This window comes from Erythrobacter sp. SN021, from assembly GCF_021864455.1.
The window spans coordinates 36,516-56,298 of the sequence record NZ_JAKKUW010000004.1 but is presented as its reverse complement, the minus strand read 5'-3'; the positions used below and the strand labels follow the sequence as shown (position 1 = coordinate 56,298).

Annotated in this window: 20 protein-coding genes; 5 read left to right on the top strand and 15 right to left on the bottom strand. The window is 63.3% G+C overall.

Annotated features, from left to right (window positions below):
• Window positions 1-66: 66 nt before the first annotated feature.
• From L5849_RS10495 to glpX, 12 genes are all read right to left on the bottom strand, one after another.
• Complete coding sequence (locus tag L5849_RS10495) at window positions 67-840, bottom strand: SDR family NAD(P)-dependent oxidoreductase (RefSeq protein ID WP_236925530.1); 774 nt, start codon at window positions 838-840, stop codon at window positions 67-69.
• A complete protein-coding gene (pheT, locus tag L5849_RS10490; RefSeq protein ID WP_236925529.1) occupies window positions 837-3,227 on the bottom strand; it encodes a phenylalanine--tRNA ligase subunit beta in 2,391 nt (796 codons plus the stop codon). The genes L5849_RS10495 and pheT overlap by 4 nt, the downstream gene beginning before the upstream one ends.
• Window positions 3,224-4,324, bottom strand: coding sequence for a phenylalanine--tRNA ligase subunit alpha (gene pheS, locus L5849_RS10485; protein WP_236925528.1), 1,101 nt, complete (start codon window positions 4,322-4,324; stop codon window positions 3,224-3,226). The genes pheT and pheS overlap by 4 nt, the downstream gene beginning before the upstream one ends.
• 264 nt (window positions 4,325-4,588) lie before the next feature.
• A complete protein-coding gene (locus L5849_RS10480; protein ID WP_236925527.1) occupies window positions 4,589-5,509 on the bottom strand; it encodes an AraC family transcriptional regulator in 921 nt (306 codons plus the stop codon).
• 105 nt (window positions 5,510-5,614) lie between these two features.
• A complete protein-coding gene (locus L5849_RS10475; protein WP_236925526.1) occupies window positions 5,615-6,484 on the bottom strand; it encodes an AraC family transcriptional regulator in 870 nt (289 codons plus the stop codon).
• 118 nt (window positions 6,485-6,602) lie between these two features.
• On the bottom strand, window positions 6,603-6,962 hold the full coding sequence (rplT, locus tag L5849_RS10470) for a 50S ribosomal protein L20 (protein ID WP_115415670.1): 360 nt from the start codon (window positions 6,960-6,962) through the stop codon (window positions 6,603-6,605).
• A gap of 23 nt (window positions 6,963-6,985) precedes the next feature.
• Window positions 6,986-7,189, bottom strand: a complete 204-nt coding sequence (gene rpmI, locus L5849_RS10465; RefSeq protein WP_067693021.1) for a 50S ribosomal protein L35 — start codon at window positions 7,187-7,189, stop codon at window positions 6,986-6,988.
• Window positions 7,190-7,320: 131 nt separating this feature from the next.
• Window positions 7,321-8,061 (bottom strand): SDR family oxidoreductase, encoded by a 741-nt coding sequence (locus L5849_RS10460; RefSeq protein WP_199798587.1) that lies wholly within the window; start codon window positions 8,059-8,061, stop codon window positions 7,321-7,323.
• A gap of 16 nt (window positions 8,062-8,077) precedes the next feature.
• Window positions 8,078-8,509: a hypothetical protein gene (locus tag L5849_RS10455; protein ID WP_236925525.1), complete on the bottom strand. Its 432-nt coding sequence runs from the start codon at window positions 8,507-8,509 to the stop codon at window positions 8,078-8,080.
• A gap of 43 nt (window positions 8,510-8,552) precedes the next feature.
• Window positions 8,553-9,326, bottom strand: a complete 774-nt coding sequence (gene hisN / locus L5849_RS10450) for a histidinol-phosphatase (protein WP_236925524.1) — start codon at window positions 9,324-9,326, stop codon at window positions 8,553-8,555.
• A gap of 1 nt (window position 9,327) precedes the next feature.
• On the bottom strand, window positions 9,328-10,263 hold the full coding sequence (locus L5849_RS10445) for a ribose-phosphate pyrophosphokinase (protein ID WP_115415667.1): 936 nt from the start codon (window positions 10,261-10,263) through the stop codon (window positions 9,328-9,330).
• Window positions 10,264-10,400: 137 nt separating this feature from the next.
• Window positions 10,401-11,375 (bottom strand): class II fructose-bisphosphatase, encoded by a 975-nt coding sequence (gene glpX, locus L5849_RS10440; protein ID WP_115415666.1) that lies wholly within the window; start codon window positions 11,373-11,375, stop codon window positions 10,401-10,403.
• Window positions 11,376-11,465: 90 nt separating this feature from the next.
• Here glpX and L5849_RS10435 point away from each other — a divergent pair, with 90 nt between their 5' ends.
• The gene (locus tag L5849_RS10435) at window positions 11,466-12,062 is read left to right on the top strand and encodes a hypothetical protein (RefSeq protein ID WP_236925523.1); all 597 of its coding nucleotides are present in this window, start codon (window positions 11,466-11,468) and stop codon (window positions 12,060-12,062) included.
• Here the strand turns inward: L5849_RS10435 and L5849_RS10430 are convergent.
• Window positions 12,016-13,323, bottom strand: coding sequence for a homoserine dehydrogenase (locus L5849_RS10430; RefSeq protein WP_236925522.1), 1,308 nt, complete (start codon window positions 13,321-13,323; stop codon window positions 12,016-12,018). The genes L5849_RS10435 and L5849_RS10430 overlap by 47 nt on opposite strands.
• A gap of 70 nt (window positions 13,324-13,393) precedes the next feature.
• On the bottom strand, window positions 13,394-14,236 hold the full coding sequence (locus tag L5849_RS10425; RefSeq protein ID WP_236925521.1) for a hypothetical protein: 843 nt from the start codon (window positions 14,234-14,236) through the stop codon (window positions 13,394-13,396).
• A 357-nt stretch (window positions 14,237-14,593) separates the two neighbouring features.
• Between L5849_RS10425 and L5849_RS10420 the strand changes: the two genes are divergently transcribed.
• The 4 genes from L5849_RS10420 to L5849_RS10405 all read left to right on the top strand — a co-directional run bounded on the left by L5849_RS10420 (window position 14,594) and on the right by L5849_RS10405 (window position 17,088).
• Window positions 14,594-15,142 carry an energy transducer TonB gene (locus L5849_RS10420; protein ID WP_236925520.1) on the top strand — a complete coding sequence of 183 codons (549 nt, stop codon included), beginning with the start codon at window positions 14,594-14,596 and terminating at the stop codon, window positions 15,140-15,142.
• A 57-nt stretch (window positions 15,143-15,199) separates the two neighbouring features.
• Window positions 15,200-15,997 carry a MotA/TolQ/ExbB proton channel family protein gene (locus L5849_RS10415; protein ID WP_115415661.1) on the top strand — a complete coding sequence of 266 codons (798 nt, stop codon included), beginning with the start codon at window positions 15,200-15,202 and terminating at the stop codon, window positions 15,995-15,997.
• Between the two features lie 83 nt (window positions 15,998-16,080).
• Window positions 16,081-16,611 (top strand): biopolymer transporter ExbD, encoded by a 531-nt coding sequence (locus tag L5849_RS10410; RefSeq protein WP_174223717.1) that lies wholly within the window; start codon window positions 16,081-16,083, stop codon window positions 16,609-16,611.
• Between the two features lie 39 nt (window positions 16,612-16,650).
• Window positions 16,651-17,088 (top strand): biopolymer transporter ExbD, encoded by a 438-nt coding sequence (locus L5849_RS10405; RefSeq protein WP_236925519.1) that lies wholly within the window; start codon window positions 16,651-16,653, stop codon window positions 17,086-17,088.
• Between the two features lie 60 nt (window positions 17,089-17,148).
• On the opposite strand, the gene L5849_RS10400 is transcribed toward L5849_RS10405, so the two are convergent.
• Window positions 17,149-19,632 (bottom strand): ligase-associated DNA damage response DEXH box helicase, encoded by a 2,484-nt coding sequence (locus L5849_RS10400; protein WP_236925518.1) that lies wholly within the window; start codon window positions 19,630-19,632, stop codon window positions 17,149-17,151.
• Window positions 19,633-19,783: the final 151 nt, after the last annotated feature.

Below are 19,783 nucleotides of genomic sequence, written 5' to 3'. Positions count from 1 at the left end.
CGAGATGCATCCAGGCCATCCGGGTCTCGACTTCGCTCGACACGAACGGAGGCGGGCGTTGATGGGTTAGTGGTGTTCGCGCGCGACGCGGAAGCCGGCGAAATCCTGGTTTACCGGCATCAGTTCGAGCCGGTTGATGTTGAGATGCGGGGGCAGTTCGGCGATCCAGCGGATCGTGTCGGCAATGTCCTGCCCGGTCATCGGGTCGGCACCGCGATAGAGATCGTCGGACGCCTCCTGGCTGCCGGTGCGCACCAGCGTGAATTCGGTCTCGACCATGCCAGGCTCGATGCTCGTCACGCGCACGCCCGTGCCATGCAGATCGGCGCGCAAAGCGAGCGTGAAGTGGTTCACGAAGGCCTTGGAGCCCGCATAGACGTTACCGCCGGGGTAAATGTAGCTGCCCGCGACCGAACCAATGGCGATGATCGCGCCTTTGCGCTCGATCAGCGTGGGCAGCAGCTTGCGCGTCAGCACCACCATGGCCGTCACATTGGTGTCGATCATGGTCTGCCAGTCGTCGAGGCTGGCTTCGTGCGCGGGCGAGAGACCCTGCGCGAGGCCGGCATTGTTCACCAGCAGATCGATGCCCGCGAACGCTTCGGGCAATGCCGCAATCGCCGCGTCCATGGCTTCGGTGTCGCGGACATCGAAACAAGCGGCATGGACCTTGTCCGCGCCAAGCTCCTCCACCAGCGCGTCGAGCCGTTCCTTGCGCCGCCCGGTCGCCACGCAGCGCCAGCCGCTCGCCACCAGCGTGCGCACGGTGGCTTCGCCGATGCCTGCGGTGGCTCCGGTGACAAAGGCAGTCCTTTCGGCTGGGCTCAGGACAGGTTTCATCCGCGCAACTCCGCACCCTGCCTGGCGGCGCTCGCGACCACCTTGTCCGAGATCGCCTTGATCTCGGCGTCGGTGAAGCTCTTCTCACCCGGCTGAAGCGTAACTTCGACCGCGACCGATTTCTTGCCTTCGGGTACGCCCTGTCCGGCGAACACGTCGAACACGCGCGCCTCGACGATCGCTTTCTTGTCTGCGCCACGCACCGCCTTCACCAGGTCGCCCGCCGCGAGATCGGCGGGGACCAGGAAGGCGAAATCGCGCGTGAGCGACTGAAGCGCGAGCGGCGCGTAGTGGGCGCGCGCGAAGCCTGCTCCCTTCTTCGCCGGGATTGAATCGAGGAAGATCTCGACCGCCATCACCGAACCATCGATGTCGAAGGCCTTGAGCGTCTTGGGATGCAGCGCGCCGAAGCGGGCCAGTACGTTCTTGGGGCCGAGGCGCAGCGTGGCCGACTGGCCGGGGTGGAACTGGTCGCCCGCCTCGCCCATCACCATGAGGTTTGCGACCGGCGCACCGGCGGCTTCAAGCAATGCGACGGCCTCGGCCTTGGCGTCATAGGCATCGAAGCCCTGCGCCTTGCCATTGGCCCAGCCGCGCGAAGTCTTGTTGCCCACGAGCACGACGCCGAGCGTCGGCTTCTCATCGCTGGCACCATCCTTGCCGCGGAAATAACGCCGTCCGATCTCGAACAGGCGGCTGCCATCCGCGCTGCGATCGGCGTTGCGCTTTGCCGCCGAAAGCAGGCCAGGAATGAGCGAGGGGCGCATCGCCTTCATGTCTTCGCTGATCGGGTTGTCGAGCACCCATAGCTGCGCACCATCGGCGAAATACTCCGCTTCGGATGTGGGCAGGAAGGACCAGGTGATCGCCTCGTTCAATCCGCGCGCCGCAGCAGCGCGGCGCAGTTTGCGCTCGAGCTTCTGCTGCGGGCTGGCGGTCGGACGGGCCACGCCTTCGACACGCGGCAGCGCCACGCTCTCCACATGGTCGAGTCCGTGGATGCGCACCACTTCCTCGACGAGGTCGGCAGGGCCTTCGATGTCGTGGCGGCGCAGGGGGCAGGTAACCTGCCAGTCCTCGCCGACCTGGAAATCGAGCGCTTCGAGGATCGCGCGCTGCTCGTCCTGCGCCACATCGATCCCGCCGAGGTGCGAGGTGAGGTGCGGGTCGAAGGCGATGACCTTCGGCTCGGCCGGGGCCTCGCCCGCCCGCGCGACCTCAGTGGGCGTGCCGCCGCAGGTCTTGAGGATCAGCGAAGTCAGGATCGCGAGTCCATCGTCGAGGAAGTCCGGATCCACACCACGCTCGAAGCGTGTGCGTGCGTCCGAGGCGAGGCCAAGCTCGCGGCCGGTCACGCCGATCCGCTCGGGGTCGAAATAGGCGATTTCGAGCAACACGTCGGTCGTCGCCTCGGTCGCGCCCGAATGCTCGCCGCCCATGATGCCGGCGATGTCGTGCACACCGTTGTCGTCGGCGATCACGGTCATGGTCTCGTCGAGCGTGTAGGTCTTCTCGTTGAGCGCCTCGACTGTCTCGCCGTTCCTTGCGCGCCGCGCCACAACGGGACCCGACAGCTTGGCGAGGTCATAGACATGCGCCGGACGCCCGAAGGCGAGCATGAGGTAGTTGGTCGCATCGACCAGCGCCGAAATCGGCCGCTGACCCGCCGCGATCAGGCGGCGCTGCATCCATTCGGGCGAAGGCTTGGTATTGTCGACGCCGCGGATGACGCGGCCGTAGAAAGCTGGGCAGCCTTCCGCATCGTCGGTGCGGATTTCGACGGGGCACGGATCGCGCGCCTCTATTTCGGAAACCTCGACCGGCTTGAATGTACCGAGGCCCGCCGCCGCGAGGTCGCGCGCGATGCCCTGAACGCCCATGCAATCGGGGCGGTTGGGCGTGATCGCTACATCGAACACCGGTGAGGCATCGTGATATTCGGCGAAGGTCTGGCCGATCGGGGCATCCTCGGGCAGCTCGATGATGCCATCGTGCTCCTCGCCCAGTTCGAGCTCGCGCACCGAGCACATCATGCCGTTCGATTCGACACCGCGGATCGCGCTCTTGCGCAGCTCCATGCCATTGGCCGGGACGACCGCGCCGGGCAGGCCCAGCACACCCTTCATCCCCGCACGCGCATTGGGCGCGCCGCAGACAACCTGCAGCGGATCGCCCTCGCCCGTATCGACGGTCAGCACCTGCAGCTTGTCGGCATCGGGATGCTTGTCGGCGGTCAGCACCTTGGCAACGCGGAAACCGGCCAGCCTGTCCGCCGGATCCTCGATGCCTTCGACCTCGTGGCCGATCCGGTTGAGCGCGGCAGCGATGTCCGCCACGCTCGCATCGGTGTCGAGGAAGTATTTCAGCCATTCGAGCGAGAACTTCATGCGCTTGCTCCCACACCGGCGGAAAGGGTCGGCTGGTCGAAAGGCGAGAAGCCGTAATGGTCGAGCCAGCGCTGGTCGCCGTCGAAGAAGGCGCGCAGATCATCCATCCCGTATTTGAGCATGGCGAGGCGATCGACGCCCACGCCGAAGGCGAAGCCCTGCCATTCGTAGGGATCGAGCCCGGCGAACTCGATCACGCGGGCATTGACCATGCCGCTGCCGAGCAATTCCATCCAGCCGTGGCCCGGCGCATCGCCGTCACCGCCGAGAACCCGGCGACCCTGCACGTCCTGCCAGCCGACATCGACCTCGACCGAAGGTTCGGTGAAGGGGAAGTAGGAGGGGCGCAGGCGCAGCACGATATCGTCCCGCTCGAAGAAGGCCTTGAGGAAGGTCTCCAGCGTCCATTTGAGGTGGCCGAGGTGGATGTCCTTGTCGATGACGAGGCCTTCGACCTGGTGGAACATGGGCGTGTGCGTCGCATCGCTGTCGCTGCGATAGACGCGGCCCGGCGCGATGATGCGGATCGGTGCGCCCTGCTTGACCATCGAACGAATTTGCACTGGCGAGGTGTGCGTCCTGAGCAGCATGCGCCGCCCGTCGCTGTCGACTTCGGGGAAATAGAACGTATCGTGCATCGCCCGGGCAGGATGCGTCTCGGCCATGTTGAGCGCGGTGAAATTGTGCCAGTCGTCCTCGATTTCGGGACCGGTCGCGACCGAGAAACCGAGGTCGGCGAAGATTTCCGCCAGTTCGTCCATCACCTGGCTGACCGGATGGACCGATCCTTTCGGCACTTCGGGCGCAGGCAGCGTGAGGTCGAGGCTTTCGGTTGCAAGCCGCGCTTCGAGTTCGGCGTCCTCGAGCACTGCCTTTCGTGCGGCGATGGCGTCGGTGGTTTCGGTCCGCAACCCGTTCAGCAGCGGCCCCTGTACCTGCCGCTCTTCCGGAGTCATCTTGCCGAGCGTTTTCATCAGCCCGGAGATCGAGCCCTGCTTGCCGAGGAATTCGATCCGCAGCGCTTCGAGGGCGGCGACATCGGGCGCATTTTCGATCCGCGTCAGCGCATCGGTCTTGAGGTGTTCGAGGTCGGTCATTCTGTCTGGCTTGATATGTCGGGAAGGGATGCCCGCGCCCTCTAGCCGCTTAGGCGCCGCATCCCAAGCCCCGATTGGCCGGGCCGCTCGCTCGAGATGGAGGCAAATGGACCAACGAAATGCGCCCGGTCACAGCGACGGAAGCTTCGAGGACCGGCCCCCTAATCTTGTCGGATCGCGCGCGGGGGCAGAACGAAACTTCGCAAGGCGCGCTGGCGGCGCAGGAAGATGCGCTGCAGGAACCCGGATCGCGGCACGTGTCGCTCATTCACCGCCAAGTGGCCGGGAAGACTTGTGTAGAACCTGCATCGCTTCGCCCGCAATGGCCGCACGAGCATGGGCGGCGGCCATCAGAACCGGATGCGGCAAGCTGGCATATTCGCTGGGCGACATGATCATAAACCGCCTGAAATCGCGAACGAAATGGGCCTGGTCGTGATAGTGAGTGTCGAGCGTGTCGATCCATTTGAGCGAAGGGTCGAGCATGAACTTGGCGAGACTGCGGACGAATCGCTGGCGGCGCAGCAACAGTTGCGGGCCGAAACCGAACACCCTGCTGCAAAACCGCTCCATCGTGCGCGTGCTCATGCCGAGTGTCTGAGCGAGTTCGGTCACGCTATGGAACCGCGGATCGGTAATCGCCTCTTCGATCCGCAGCAATCTCGCCTCACGCTTGCCCTCACCCGCAGCAGGATCGGCCAGCAGCGCATCCAGCTCGCCGACCATGGCGTCGCGCTCGGCGACGAGATCGCCATCTCCATCGAGGACGCAGGCGCACAGTTTGCGCAGACGCTCGAGAGCAGGATCGGTTTCTACGTCGGCGTAGCGATCGGCATAGGCGTTTGCCGGAGCACCTATCAGCCGAACCCAGCCGAGCGGCAGAAAGCCAATACCCCAAGACCTTCCTTTGCGGGCGCGGAAATGCGTGGTCACGCTGGTAGGCCCCGCCATGACCGCCCGGGGTACGCGTTCGAGAGGTCCGTCTCCCATTCCCGCCTCGATCGTGCGATCCGGAATCAGCCGCAGATTGGCCCATTCGGGATGTAGCCAATCCTCCACCGCATCGTCTTCCCCACCGCCCGAGATTTCGAGATGATAAAGCGTCGTGACGAAGGGGCGAAGATGCTCCGGCGGGAGGAAAAATCGCAAGGCAATCGCTGGAGATGCGCCCCCGATCGTCATCATCGCATCACCCCGAGGGCGAGGCGCGCAGCACCCTGATTGGCCGACTTTGGGAACAGATCGTTCATCCTGTCATCATTGCAGATCTGAAGTGTGTCATGATTTTGCTCATGGTGAAACCAGGGTTTGCGCCGGTGCCCCCCAGACCCGTTTGCGATCCGCCATGAATGCAGCCATCACCGGATGTGGTTTAGCCGCATATTCGCTGGGCGAGCAGCGCATGAAAGCGTGGAATTCATGCACGAAATGCGACTGGTCATGATAGTGACCATCGATCACGGCCGACCAACTCGTCCGCGGTTCAAGCATGAAGGCCGCAAGGCTGCGCATCAGCCGCTGCCGCCTCAGCAGCAGGCGCGGGGAAAATCCGAAATGACGGGCACACAGGCGTTCAAGCGTTCGCTTGGACATGCCGCTACGCTGGGCGAATTCATCGACATGGAGCAGGCGCGGATCGATCATGACCTCGTGCACCTTCTGGATCCGCGCACTGTCGCGCGGAGGGTTGGCAAGCTTGCGGAAGAAATCCGTAAGGAATGCAAATTGCTCCTCGTCCGAGTGCTCGCGCGAGCACATTGCCTCGCACAGCGGTGCGAGGCGCGAGAAATGCGGACTCGCTTCGCCATCGACAATCGTATTGGTGTGATCGGCGGCGTGCGCACCCACGAAGCGCGCCCAACCGTGCGGGAGCAGGCCCACGCCCCACATGCGCGTTCTGCCGAGCAGAAAATGTGTTGGGCAGGAAGTCGGGCCGGTTGCCAGAAATCGGGCGCCGGACACGCTGGGTCCTTCAGGAAATTCGGCCTTCGGTGGATTTTCGGCGAAGAAGCGCAGATTGCACCATTCGGGCTGAAGCCAGTCTTCGAGCACCTCGCCTTCGGGCAGGCTCACTTCAAGCCGGTAAACCATCGTGAAGCATCGCGCCAGATCATCCGGCGGTGCGAAAAACCGCACATCAATACAGTTCTGATCGATCAATCGCCCCCTCCCAACATGTAGGGGAATATACCTAGTTGTGGAGCGACGACAAGCGCTTACGAAACAAAAAGGGCGCTCCTCGCGGAGCGCCCTTTGGAATTAGCGGCAGATTGCGCGCTTAGGCGGGCAGTGCCTTCTTCGCCTGCTCGACGATTGCCTTGAAGGCAGCCGCTTCGTTCATGGCAAGATCGGCCATCACCTTGCGGTCGAGTTCGATCCCGGCGAGTTTGGTGCCGTGCATGAACTGCGAATAGGTCAGGCCTTCCGCGCGAACCGCAGCATTGATGCGCTGGATCCACAGCGCGCGGAAGTTGCGCTTCTTAACCTTGCGGTCGCGATAGGCGTACTGGCCCGCCTTTTCGACCGCCTGGCGGGCGATGCGGATCGTGTTCTTGCGACGGCCGCGATAGCCTTTCGCCTGATCCAATAGACGCTTGTGCTTCTGGCGCGTGGTGACGCCGCGTTTGATGCGAGGCATTTCGTATTCTCCTTAGTTCGCGCTCAGTCGAGGCCGTAGGGCGCCCACTTCTTCACCGTTTTGCTGTCGGCTTCCGACAGGACGGTGGTGCCGCGGTTCTGGCGAATATACTTCGCATTGTGGCTGATCAGGCGGTGGCGCTTGCCGGCGACACCATGCTTGACCTTACCGGTTGCGGTGATCTTGAAGCGTTTCTTCACACCGCTTTTAGTCTTCAGCTTGGGCATTTTCATCTCCTACTCGGATATCGGGTCAGAGACACGTACAACCAGCCCTGGCAGCCCTTACGGCCAGACCGGCAGATGAATCACGTGTCGGTGAAGGGCGCGCATCTAGCGGTTCCGCGCGTAAAAGCAAGTCAGAAGTGGGCCAGATAGCCCCCATCGACCGCCAGCGTGTGGCCGGTGATGTAACTTGCCTCGGGTGAGGCGAGGAAGGCAACCGCGCCGGCGATTTCGTTCGGCGCTCCCCAGCGACCGAGCGAGGTGCGGCGTGCGAGATGCTGCGCGATATCGGGATCGGCGACCATCTGCGCATTCGCTTCGGTCGCGAAATAGCCCGGCGCGACGGCATTCACGGTAATGCCGGCAGGTCCGAGTTCGGCGGCAAGCGCGCGGGTGAGCGCCGCCAGCCCGCCCTTGCTCGCGGTATAGAGCACGTCGCCGCGCGCAATATCGGCGGCGATCGAGGTGATGTTGACGATCCGTCCATATTTGCGTGTTCGCATCAGCGGCACGGCACGCCGCGCAAGATCGAACGGGGCAACCAGATTCGTGGCGAGCATCGCCGCCATGTCCTCGCGCCGGAGCTGATCGAGCGGGCGCCGGTCGCGCTGCCCGACATTGTTGACGAGAATGTCGAGCCCGTCCTCTGCCAGCAGAGCGAAGGCCTCTTCGGTTGCGGCAGCGTCGGCAATGTCGAAGGGCAGCGGCCGCGCGCCATCGCCGATCCGCTTTGCCGCCTCTTCCAGCGAAGTTCGGTCGCGGCCGTTGAGCCAGACGGTCGCGCCGTCTTCGATCAGTCGCTGAGCAATTTCGAAGCCGAGCCCGCGCGCCGCTCCGGTAACCAGCGCGATCCGCCCCTCAAGCGTGTCGGTCACACAAGGCACCGGCGCATCAGACAGGCATGGCAGAGACGCTGCACATCTGCTCGAGTCCGTGCTTCATTGCCGCTTTGACGACGAGCAGTGCCAGCGGATTGGGCCACCCCAGTTGAGTGACAAGCAATCCGGCGAGTAGAGTGAGGACCTTCTCGAGATCCCCGCTCTTCGCAAGTTGATCGTATGTGCCGCATACGAGATTTTTCGCCTCGTTCCACAGCTTATGAAAGATCGCCTTTCCCTTTGCCACCACGTCGCTCCACAGGCCCGCGGCGTGCATCTCCCCCATCATCTCCGCCTTCGTAGCGAAGCCACCATTAGCGACACCGGCAATCCCAAATTGCGCGGCAGCGGATGCATCGTGAAGCGCGATGTTTGCCATGAGCTCTTCTTCGCTAAACGACAATAGCTTCGCACGATCCGATGCGCTGATCTCGATCTCGCTCATACCCCGTCTCCTCCCAGCGGCGATCTTTTCATCCGCCTTTACCTCACCCCATCGCTTCGAGCACGTCCTCCAGTCGCGCGGAATCCCCCAAAGCGATCACGCGGCCGTCGCTGTTCGCATCCAGGGGATTGCCCTGCCAGTCGCTCATCACGCCACCCGCACCCTCGACTACAGGAACCAGAGCCGCGAAATCGTGGAGCTTGAGGCCTGCCTCGACGACTACATCGACATGGCCCGATGCGACCAGCGCGTAATTGTAGCAATCGCCGCCATAGATGATCTTGCGTTCGGCCACCGACTTGACCACGCCCATGAAGGCATCGACATCATCGCCTGCAAACTGGTGCGGGGTGGTGGTGGCCAGCACTGCGTCGGACAGCTCTTTGCAGGCCGCGGCCCGCACCGGCTTGCCATTAAACGTCGTGCCTTCTCCAATGCGGCCCACCCACCGCTCTTTGGCGATGGGCTGATCGATCACGCCCAGCACCGGCCAGCCATCCTGCATCAGCGCGATCAGCGTGCCGAAAATCGGTCGACCGGCGATGAAGCTGGTGGTCCCGTCGATGGGATCGAGCACCCATTGGCGGCCTGCGCCTTCGTTCCGGGTTCCGTATTCCTCGCCGATGATGCCGTCATCCGAGCGCTCGGATTCGAGAAGCGCGCGCATCGCCGCCTCGGCGGCACGGTCGGCCTCGGTGACGAAACTGCGATCGGCCTTCTGTTCCTGCGACCATTCGCCACGGAACAGCGGTCGGATCGCTTCGCCCGCCGCCTCGGCCAGGCGGTTAGCCAAGGCAAGATCGGCTGCGGTCGTCATTTCAGTCGAACAGTGAACTGACCGAACTTTCATCGGCGATCCGCCGTACCGCCTCGCCGATCAGCGGAGCGATGGTGAGGATGCGGATGCGGGCGGAATCTTTGGCCGCGTCGGTCGGGCGAATCGAATCGGTAATGACCAGTTCCTTGAGCGCTGACCCGTCGACGCGCGCCACCGCGCCACCCGAAAGCACGCCATGGGTGATATAGGCGGCTACCGATGCCGCGCCCTGGTCGAGCAGCGCTTGCGCGGCATTGCACAGCGTCCCGCCGGAATCGACGATATCGTCGATCATGATGCAATGACGGCCCGAAACATCGCCGATGATGTTCATCACCTCGCTTTCGCCCGGGCGGTCGCGACGTTTGTCGACGATGGCCAGCGGGGCGTTGTCGAGCCGTTTGGCGAGTGCACGGGCGCGAACCACGCCGCCGACATCGGGCGAAACCACCATCAGGTCCTGATCGCCATAACGCGCCTGAATATCCGCCGCCATGACCGGCGCGGCGAAGAGGTTGTCGGTCGGGATGTCGAAGAAGCCCTGGATCTGCCCTGCATGCAAGTCCACCGCAAGAACCCGGTCAGCCCCGGCCTCGGTAATGAGGTTCGCCACCAGCTTGGCCGAGATCGGCGTGCGCGGGCCGGGTTTGCGATCCTGACGGGCATAGCCGAAATAAGGCACCACTGCCGTGATCCGCCGCGCCGATGCGCGTTTGAGCGCATCGATGCAGATCAGCAGTTCCATCAGGTTGTCGTTCGCCGGATAGCTGGTCGACTGGACCACGAAAACGTCTTCGCCGCGCACGTTCTCGTGAATTTCGACGAAAATTTCCTCGTCGGCGAAGCGGCGTACCTGCGCATCGACGAGGGGCATCTCGAGATAGCCTGCAATCGCGCGAGCAAGCGGCAGGTTCGAATTGGCGGCCATGATCTTCATGCGGCGAATCCTTGGGAGTGGCTGGGCTGCCCCCGCCTAGCCGAGCGTCATGGGATTGCAACACGGCGGTGAGGGTTTTGAAGAGTCTTTAGCCCGTGTGTGCTGCCGACACCCGCGACCAGCACGCACCACGAAAACTACTTCGTGTGATGTTCACCCTTGATCCAGCGCACGGTGCCGCTCGATGCACGCATCACCACGCTTTCCGTCGTCATGCGGCCACCGCGCAGATATTTTACACCTTCGAGCAGGGAGCCCGACGTCACCCCGGTAGCGGCGAAGATGCAGTCGCCCTTCACCAGATCGTCACGGGTATAGATACGATCGAGATCGTCTATGCCCCATTTGGCGGCACGCGCCTTCTCATCGTCGTTGCGGAACACAAGGCGGCCGTTGAACTGCCCGCCGACGCAGCGCAGCGCTGCAGCAGCGAGGACACCTTCGGGGGCGCCGCCCTGGCCCATATACATGTCGATCGTCGTATCCTCGTCGGTCACGGCGATCACGCCCGCCACATCCCCATCGCCGATCAGGACCACGCCGCACCCAAGGCCGCGCAATTCGGCAATCAGCTCAGCATGACGTGGGCGGTCGAGAACGCAAACGATGATGTCGGAAGGCTCCACGCCCTTCGCTTCGGCAACCGCCTTGACGTTTTCGGTTGGCGTTTTTGCCAGATCGATAATGCCTTCGGGATATCCCGGGCCGACCGCCAGCTTGTCCATGTAGACATCGGGAGCGTTGAGCAGGCAGCCTTCTTCCGCCGCCGCAAGAACCGCCAGCGCATTGGGGCCGGCCTTGGCGGTGATGGTGGTGCCCTCCAGCGGGTCGAGAGCGATATCGATCTTGGGGCCGCGGCCCGGCGCGCCGCCGACCTTTTCGCCGATGAACAGCATCGGGGCCTCGTCGCGTTCGCCCTCGCCGATCACAACCGTGCCGTCCATGTAGAGCGTGTCGAAGGCCTTGCGCATGGCTTCGACCGCAGCGGCATCGGCGGCCTTTTCGTCGCCGCGGCCGATAAGCTTGGACGCGGCGACCGCCGCAGCCTCGGTCACGCGGACCATTTCGAGTACCAGAACGCGGTCGAGCGGGTTTTCGGCAGGCGAGTTCATAATCGGTTCAGTCCCTCACGTGAGTTTGGCGCGACAGATTGCCGACGCGAGAATTCGTTTGCGGGGCGCGGATAGACAGGGAGCCTTGCATTGTCGAGACGCTGGTGGGTGGCAATTACTACAATCGGCGCGGTCGCATTGCCAGGCGCCGGAGCCGCGCAGCAAGGCCCCGAGCCGCCCGAACGGATCGACATCCTGATCCCGCAGGGCGACTTCGAAGGCCCGCTGGAGGATTGCAGCGCGGAACAGGAAGCCGCGACCATATCGGGAGAAATCATCGTCTGCCGCAAGCGCCGCGACAAGGCCGAATACGGATTCGACGCCGAGCGTGCCCGGCAGCGCTTTGCCGAGGAAACGATGAACAAGGGCGATATCAGAGCGCCCGACGTGGCAGGTGCGGGGATTTTCAGAGGGCCCGCAACTGTCAGCGGCGTATGCGGGATCGGCCTGAACCCCTGCCCGCCCCCACCCGCCTATATCGTCGATTTTTCGGCTCTTCCGGAAGCACCACCGGGATCGGATGCGGATCGCATGGCCCGCGGTCTTGCACCGCTCGGCAATGCCTCCCCCGCCCCGCAGCAACGCAAAGAGATCGACCTCGGCTTGCCGCCCGTCCCGACACCGGACCAAGACGGCGACATCAGTCCTTCAGAATCGGCATCACCAGAGGTGGAGCCGTCAGGCTAGGCGAACCATCGAGCAGGTCGAGCGCCTTGGCCACGCAGCGCTCGGGTCCCTCATGCGTGACCATGGCCACCAGAACTTCCCCACCCTCGTGGTCGCGGCCCCGCTGGATCAGGCTTTCGATCGAAACCTCCGCATCACGCATGGCGGCGGTGATTTCGGCGAGCACCCCGGGGCGGTCGTTCACGGTGAAACGGATGTAGTCGCGGCCTATGCGATTGCCCGGGTCGGCAGGAGCGAATTGTTCGAGCTGTTCCACTGGGACCGAGAACGGAGCGCCGCTATCGCCGCGCGCAATATCGATGAGATCGGCAACCACGGCGCTCGCGGTAGGCCCGGCCCCGGCGCCGGCGCCCTGGAATAACAGGCGTCCGACGAAATTACCCTCGGCGACAACGGCATTGGTCGGCCCGGCGACCGCTGCCAGGGGATGGCCGCGCCCAACCAGACAGGGGCGAACCCGCTGGAGAAGCGTAGGCCGCTTCTCGCTTCGGTCGAGCGAGGCGATACCGACCAGCCGGATGACATAGCCGAGCGATTCTGCCTGGGTGATGTCGGCCGCGCGGACTTCGCCGATACCCGTAGCCGCGACATGATCGAAATCCACGCGCGCGCCAAAACCGATCCCAGCGAGAATCGCCAGCTTGTGCGCGGCATCGACCCCTTCGATATCGAAGGTGGGGTCCGCCTCGGCATACCCCTTTTCCTGCGCCGCGCGCAGCATGTCGCCGAAATCGGCACCGGTGCGCTCCATCTCGGACAGGATGTAATTGCAGGTGCCGTTCAAAATACCGTGGATTCGCTCGATCCGATTGGCCGCGGCGCCTTCGCGCAAGCCCTTCACCACCGGAATTCCGCCAGCAACCGCCGCTTCGAACTTGAGCGGCACACCGCGCAGGGCGGCCTGTTCCGCCAATGCGAGCCCATGATGCGCGATCATCGCCTTGTTCGCGGTGACGAACCCCTTGCCGGCATCGAGTGCGGCCCGTGCCAGAGTGAGTGCGGGACCATCCGATCCACCGACCAGTTCGAGCACGACATCGACATCGCCGCGCTCGGCCATGGCCTGCATGTCGTCGACCCAGATATAAGGGGACAGGTCGATACCGCGATCGCGTGAACGGTCCCGTGCATTGATCGCAACGATCTGGAGTTCACGACCGGCACGGCGTTCGATGGTCGACCGGTTGGTTTCGAGCAATTCAATCACACCGATTCCGACGGTGCCGAGCCCGGCAAGGGCAATGCGGAGAGGTTCAGCCATGGCGCTCGCCTAGCGCAGCCACTGGCGTGGGGGGAACCAGTTTGTCTTGTGGAAGGTGAAGCGTCGCCTGTCAGTCGCGGGTGCGGGGGCAAGCCCCCAACGCCTCGCGAACCAGCGCATAATCCGCGCTGGCAAGAGCACGCGAACGCGGGTCGCGCGACAGGTTGGCGCTGCCGGGCAACGTATCGGGCAACGAACAGGCAAGCCTATACCATTCGAGCGTATCAGGCCGCGGAGCGCGTGCCGACTGATCGACGATCTCTGTCCACGAGACACCCCAGCGCGGAGCCTGCCCCGGACGCCGCACGATGGTGACCGAAACCGGTCCGTCGTTTTCGGTGTCGAGGAAAAGCTGGGTTTCGGATTCGCCAGCAAGGGTACCCTCGACCGCGAGGGCATCGCGGATGCCGATCACCCGCGGAGGTGCATCGGGCGAGAGGAGCGCGGACAGAACCGGCCGCAGCCGCGCCTCGAAAGCCTCGCTGTAGGAAAACTGGGCTCGCGGATCGACCAGCTGGATCTGGTCGGGTCGGTCCGGGACAGGGCGCGCGAACAGGATCACCTCCTGCTTCTTCAGCTTGGGCGCCCTACCCCGTTCGTCCAGCGGCACGTCGACCAGATAGTGCAGCGATTCCCCTACCGGCACATTTCCGGCGATCAACGCCGAAGTCCGCGCCTCGACATAGAGCCGGACGAATCCCTGTTCCAGGCCGGGCGACCGCTCGAGCTCCACCGTAGCTTGACGGCGAATCTGCGCACGCAAGACGAGCGGAGCGCCATCGGCGAGGTCGACGATATCGGCATAGGATAGATTTTCGGCTCCCGCGCGATCCTGCGCCGTACCCGGCACCGATACCGAGATCAGGACGGCGCAGGCGAGCAGAGTTTTCGCTGAATATCGTGTGATTTGCATGATGATGGGCACTTCTGCTTGCGTATGTGGGAGGCGATTCGGTCAACCCATGACCGCCCCCCAAGGTTCCTCCGCACGCGGCACTGAATCCCCGGTTAACCGATAAAGGATTTGCGGTGAAAGGGCATCGTAGCTAAAGGGTCGGGCCGGACCCGAGCGGATGATACATTGTTGCTTGGGGAGAGGTGTCCGGGTTCTAATTGGGAACTTTGGTGCGCCTTCGCCGCTGAGCCTTTCGTAGGCCCTAGCGGCGAGAATGCGTAAACGATGCCCCATGTCACGCCAATCGGGCGGGTCGCAAGTGGGTGTCAAATGGCCCCGGGTTAACCGGGGCGACCGATGGAGTGATGCAACCGAATGGCTTATGCTGACCAACAGATGAGCGGCAATCGCATCGTCGCGATCATCATTGTTGCCCTCATTCATGTCGCTCTCGGTTACGCTCTCATCACCGGCCTCGCATACAATGCGGTGCAGCAGGTGGTCGAGCGCGTGACGACGATCGATATCGAGGAACCACCGCCCCCCGAGGAAGAGCCGCCGCCGCCGCCGCCGGAGAACGTGCCCGACACGCCGCCGCCGCCGGTCGCGCCGCCGCCGCCGCCGTCCAAGGCTCGTAGCGCGACTCCCAAAGGCCAGAATGGCTGGGCTCGTCGCATTCAGAGCAACTACCCCCGTCGCGCAGAACGCGAAGGTACCGAAGGCTCTGTCGGCGTGACAGTTCAGATCGGGGCCAATGGTCGCGTATCTTCCTGCAGCGTGACGCGCTCCAGCGGATCGAGCGACCTCGATTCAGCCGCCTGTGACGGGATGACCCGCTATGCACGGTTCAACCCTGCGCAGGATGCCGCAGGCAATGCGATTTCAGATACCTGGTCGACCACAATCGTCTACCAGCTGAACTAACTCTCCAGGGCCTGCTGCGGCAGGCGGACCACGGAATACTCAAAAGGACCACTCGTTATGACCTTCGAACTTCTTGCAGCTGCCGCCGATGCAGCCCCGCAAAGCTCCTTCGGTTTCATGGAAGCCATGGAACAGGGCGGCTTCGTCGCCTGGTTCATTCTCGGCGTGATGGTGATCATGTCGGTCGGCTCGTTCTACATCCTGTTCACCAAGCTGTTCGAACAGCGCAAGGTGCTGGCCCAGTACAAGGCCGTGCGCACGCAGTTCTGGAAAGCCGGCTCGCTCAAGGACGGCGCAACCAAGCTCGACAAGAACAGCGCATGGCGTCAGCTCGTCGATGATGCGATCCTCGCCGAAAACCAGCACGCCAAGATGACCGACAAGCTCGAAGCGCACGACTGGATGCACGGTTCGCTGCAGCGTTCGGAAGATACGATCAACTCGAAGCTCGCGGGCGGCCTTCCGTTCCTCGCGACGGTCGGCGCAACCGCACCGTTCGTCGGCCTGCTCGGCACGGTTATCGGTATCTACCGCGCACTGATCAACATCGGGATCGCCGGTTCGGCTTCGATCGACAAGGTCGCCGGTCCGGTCGGCGAAGCGCTGATCATGACCGCAATTGGTCTGTTGGTCGCGGTTCCGGCCGTGTTTGCCTACAACTGGCTCCAGAGCCGCAACAAGCGGATCGCCGAGCTGATGCACGCTTTCTCGAACGATCTTCTGGCCAACATAAACTCGAACGGTTCGGTCAAGCCGACCTACATGACCGCGACCTCGACACAGGCTGCCGGCCAGGCCGCCCGTACCGCTCCGGCAGCAAAGCCGGCCGCGACGACCACCACGGTCAAAAAGTAATCGATCGGAATCGGGGGCGGCCATCGGCCGTCCCGGATTTCTCCGCATCGAACCCAAGAATTTCGAACGTTAGGAACTGAACCATGGCGATTTCGACAGGAGGTGGCGGCGAGACGCCCATGTCGGACATCAACACCACGCCACTCGTGGACGTGATGCTGGTGCTTCTGATCATCTTCCTTATCGCGGTTCCGGTCGCGATCCAGACTATCGAGAAGCTGGAAGTCCCGGTCTTCGAATCGCTCGAGTCGAAGGACAAGGTCGAAAACCTCCTCCTCACCGTCAGCACCACCGACGACAATGGTGTGAGCGCTGGCGAGCCCGGTTTCCAAGGTGCATCGCGTAACGGCGAATGCCGCGTCTATTTCAACAATATCGCACCGGTCACCTCAGAAGAACTGTACGATCAGGCTTTCGAGCGTCTCGACGCCATTGTGCAGCGTGCCGGCGGCCCCGAGGCGATCATGGAAGACCCGGAAAAGATTCCGCAGGTGCATATCCGCGGTGACGTAAACGCACCGTGGTCCTGTGTTGCGGGTGCGATCTACAACGTCCAGGCGGCGGGCTACCCAACCGTCGGCTTCATTTCGAACCCGGTCGATCCCAACGCGTGATCGCACGGTTCGGCAAAGAAGATTAGGGAGTAACCCACTATGGCAATGTCAGGCGGCAAGGATGATGGCGCGCCGATGATGGAAATGAACATGACGCCGCTTATCGACGTCCTGCTCGTTCTCCTCATCATGTTCATCATCACCATTCCGGTCGCGACCCATGCGGTAAACATCGATTTGCCGCAGCCCAACCCGACACCGCCCGATGTCTTCGTCGAGCCCGACAAGAACAAGCTCGTGCTCACGGTAGACAACCAGATCCTGTGGAACGGGAACGCGGTCGATATGGGTCAGTTGCGTACGCTGCTCGAGCAGTCGAAGAGCATCAACCCCGAGCCCGAACTGCAGTTCGAGCCCGAGGCGCAGGCCAGCTACGATCTGGCCGCAAAGGTCCTGCAACTGATCAAGGCCAGCGGTGTGACGAAGTTCGGCTTCGTCGGAAACGAACGCTATCGGACGTTCGGGAAGGCCGGCTAAAGCGGTTCCCGGCACGATCGAACGTAAGAGAGGGGCGGAGAAATCCGCCCCTTTTTTCGTTCACTCGCCGTCGGTGTCGGGCACGACTTCCACACGCATCGCAGCGCCTGCGAGACTTTCCGCCTCGAGTAGCAATTCGTCGTCGACCGCCCCTTGAGGTGTCGCCTCGCGGCCGATCATGACCATGACCGGCACGGCGAGCGGGCTGACCCGGTCGAGTTCGACATGCACCAGTTGTTCCGCCGATCGGTCGAGCAGGGCGCCCAGACGGCCGACATCGGTCAAGCGCGTGCGCGCATCGGCCCATGCCGCCTCCAACAGGACGTGATCGGGTTCGTATTTGCGAAGGACGTCGTAAATGAGGTCGGTCGAGAAGGTGACCTGCTTGCCGGTCTTGCGCTTTCCGGGATGCTGCCGTTCGACCAGACCGCCGATCACTGCGACTTCGCGAAACGCGCGGCGCAAGAGGTGCGAACTCTGGACCCAATCGATGAACTCGTCCTGCAGAATGTCGGGGGAGAGAAGCGGTGCCGGGTCGGTAACCGGCTTGAGACCCCAGACCGCGAGTGAATAATCGTTGGCCACGAAACCGCCGGGCAGAAGGCCCCTATCCTCCATCCGCCGCGTAATGAGCATGCCGAGGCTCTGGTTCGCGTTCCACCCCTCGAACGTGTAGTAGACGCTGTAATGCCGTTTGGCGTGGGGGAAGCTCTCCACCAACAATTGGCCCGGCCCTGGCATTTTCGAACGCCAGTCCTGCACTTCCAGCCATTCACGCACATCGTCGGGGAAACGAGCCCAGCCGGCGCGGTCGACCAGCATTTCGCGCACCCGTTCGGCCAGATGCGTGGTGAGCGGCATGCGTGCCCCGCCATAGCTGGGAATCATTGCACTGGTTTTGGCTGCCGTGACCACGACTTCCATGTCCTGAAGTTTGACAACCTCGAGGCTCATGCCTGCGAAGGCGAATGCGTCCCCCGGGCTGAGCGTGGCTGCAAACCGCTCCTCCACCTTGCCGAGGCTGCGTCCTCCCCGCCCTCGTCCCGCATGGATCCGCACATCGAGCATTTCGGAGTCGATGATGATCCCGGCATTCATCCGGTGTCGCTGCGCTTGTTCGGGGTGGGTAAGCCGCCACACACCTTCGCGATCACGGACGATCCGCTTGAACTTCTCGTAAGCCTTGAGCGCGTAGCCGCCGGTCGCGACGAAGGTGAGCACTCGCTGCCACACCTCGCGGTCGACCCAGGCGTAGGACAGGCTCGTGCGAATTTCCGCCAGTAGCTCATCTTCCTGGAACGGTGCCGCGCAGGCGCAAGCCATGACGTGCTGCGCCAATACGTCGAGCCCGCCCGGACGAAATTCCTCGCCATCCCGCTTGCCTTCATCCACCGCTTCCTTGGCGGCAGTGGCCTCGAGGAATTCGAAACGATTGCCGGGAACCAGCAAAGCTCGGCTGGGCTGATCGAGCCGATGGTTGGCGCGGCCGATGCGCTGAAGGAGCCGCGAGGATCCCTTGGGCGCACCCATCTGAACCACCAGATCGATATCGCCCCAGTCGACACCGAGATCCAGGCTTGCAGTTGCAACGAGCGCCCGCAACTCGCCCCGCGCCATCGCCGCCTCGACCTTGCGCCGCGCCTCCTTGCTCAAGCTGCCGTGGTGGACGCCGATCGGCAGGTTGTCCTCGTTCACATCCCACAGGTTCTGAAAAACATACTCGGCCAGAAAGCGCGTATTCGTGAAAATCAGGGTAGTACGGTTGGTCCTGATCCGTTCGTAAAGCTGCGGAATTGCCCAGATCGCCGCGTGGCCGCCCCATGGCACGCGTTCTTCGTCAGGCAGCAGGATCTCGACCTCGGCTGCCGCGCCCGCCTCGCCCTCGACCAGCTCCACGGCATCGACCTCACCCTGTTCGCCCGTAGACAGCGGAGCAAGCCATTCGCGAAAGCCCTGCGGGTTGGCGAGCGTCGCGGACAATGCCGCACGCTGCATCCGCGGCGCGATGGCCTGCAATCTGGAAAGCGCCAGAGCCAGCAGATCGCCGCGCTTGCCGGTGGCAAAGGCATGGACCTCGTCGATGACTATCCGTTTGAGCCCGCGAAACAGCTCGAAACTCTCGGGATAGGAGAGCAGCAGGGAAAGACTCTCGGGCGTGGTCAACAACACATGCGGCGGACGGATGCGCTGACGCTTCTTGCGATCCGAAGGCGTGTCGCCGCTGCGAGTCTCCACGCGGATGGGAAGGCCGATTTCCTCGATCGGAGTCAGGAGGTTGCGCTGCACGTCATGCGCCAGGGCCTTCAGCGGCGAGACGTAGAGTGTGTGAAGACCTTCGGGCGGCTCAGTCCCGTCCAGGCGCGAGGGCGTGAAGTCGGCCAGCGTCGGCAGAAAACCCGCAAGCGTTTTGCCCGCCCCGGTATCCGCGACCAGCAAGGCGTGTCGGCCCGCGTCGCTGGCCGCCAACATGTCGAGCTGATGGCGGCGCACATGCCAGCCGCGCCCGGCGAACCAATCTTCGATTTCGGGAGGAACTGCGGCCATGGAAGGTCAGCGTAGCGCAACCCGCGCGGTTCCCGCTAGAGGCCGACGAACAAGGTCATGGGCGCATCCTCCGAGCAGTCGAGTTCGGCCTTCCGCGCCACATACGCCGCACGGATTTCATCCCTGCACTTGGTCTCGGCGATACCGAGTT

Bases quoted from the DNA above. Each gene is read 5' to 3' on its own strand.
- L5849_RS10495 (WP_236925530.1), bottom strand. From the start codon at position 840: ATGAAACCTGTCCTGAGCCCAGCCGAAAGGACTGCCTTTGTCACCGGA.
- pheT (WP_236925529.1), bottom strand. From the start codon at position 3,227: ATGAAGTTCTCGCTCGAATGGCTGAAATACTTCCTCGACACCGATGCG.
- pheS (WP_236925528.1), bottom strand. From the start codon at position 4,324: ATGACCGACCTCGAACACCTCAAGACCGATGCGCTGACGCGGATCGAA.
- L5849_RS10480 (WP_236925527.1), bottom strand. From the start codon at position 5,509: ATGATGACGATCGGGGGCGCATCTCCAGCGATTGCCTTGCGATTTTTC.
- rplT (WP_115415670.1), bottom strand. From the start codon at position 6,962: ATGCCTCGCATCAAACGCGGCGTCACCACGCGCCAGAAGCACAAGCGT.
- rpmI (WP_067693021.1), bottom strand. From the start codon at position 7,189: ATGCCCAAGCTGAAGACTAAAAGCGGTGTGAAGAAACGCTTCAAGATC.
- L5849_RS10455 (WP_236925525.1), bottom strand. From the start codon at position 8,509: ATGAGCGAGATCGAGATCAGCGCATCGGATCGTGCGAAGCTATTGTCG.
- hisN (WP_236925524.1), bottom strand. From the start codon at position 9,326: ATGACGACCGCAGCCGATCTTGCCTTGGCTAACCGCCTGGCCGAGGCG.
- L5849_RS10445 (WP_115415667.1), bottom strand. From the start codon at position 10,263: ATGAAGATCATGGCCGCCAATTCGAACCTGCCGCTTGCTCGCGCGATT.
- glpX (WP_115415666.1), bottom strand. From the start codon at position 11,375: ATGAACTCGCCTGCCGAAAACCCGCTCGACCGCGTTCTGGTACTCGAA.
- L5849_RS10430 (WP_236925522.1), bottom strand. From the start codon at position 13,323: ATGGCTGAACCTCTCCGCATTGCCCTTGCCGGGCTCGGCACCGTCGGA.
- L5849_RS10425 (WP_236925521.1), bottom strand. From the start codon at position 14,236: ATGCAAATCACACGATATTCAGCGAAAACTCTGCTCGCCTGCGCCGTC.
- L5849_RS10420 (WP_236925520.1), top strand. From the start codon at position 14,594: ATGGCTTATGCTGACCAACAGATGAGCGGCAATCGCATCGTCGCGATC.
- L5849_RS10415 (WP_115415661.1), top strand. From the start codon at position 15,200: ATGACCTTCGAACTTCTTGCAGCTGCCGCCGATGCAGCCCCGCAAAGC.
- L5849_RS10410 (WP_174223717.1), top strand. From the start codon at position 16,081: ATGGCGATTTCGACAGGAGGTGGCGGCGAGACGCCCATGTCGGACATC.
- L5849_RS10405 (WP_236925519.1), top strand. From the start codon at position 16,651: ATGGCAATGTCAGGCGGCAAGGATGATGGCGCGCCGATGATGGAAATG.
- L5849_RS10400 (WP_236925518.1), bottom strand. From the start codon at position 19,632: ATGGCCGCAGTTCCTCCCGAAATCGAAGATTGGTTCGCCGGGCGCGGC.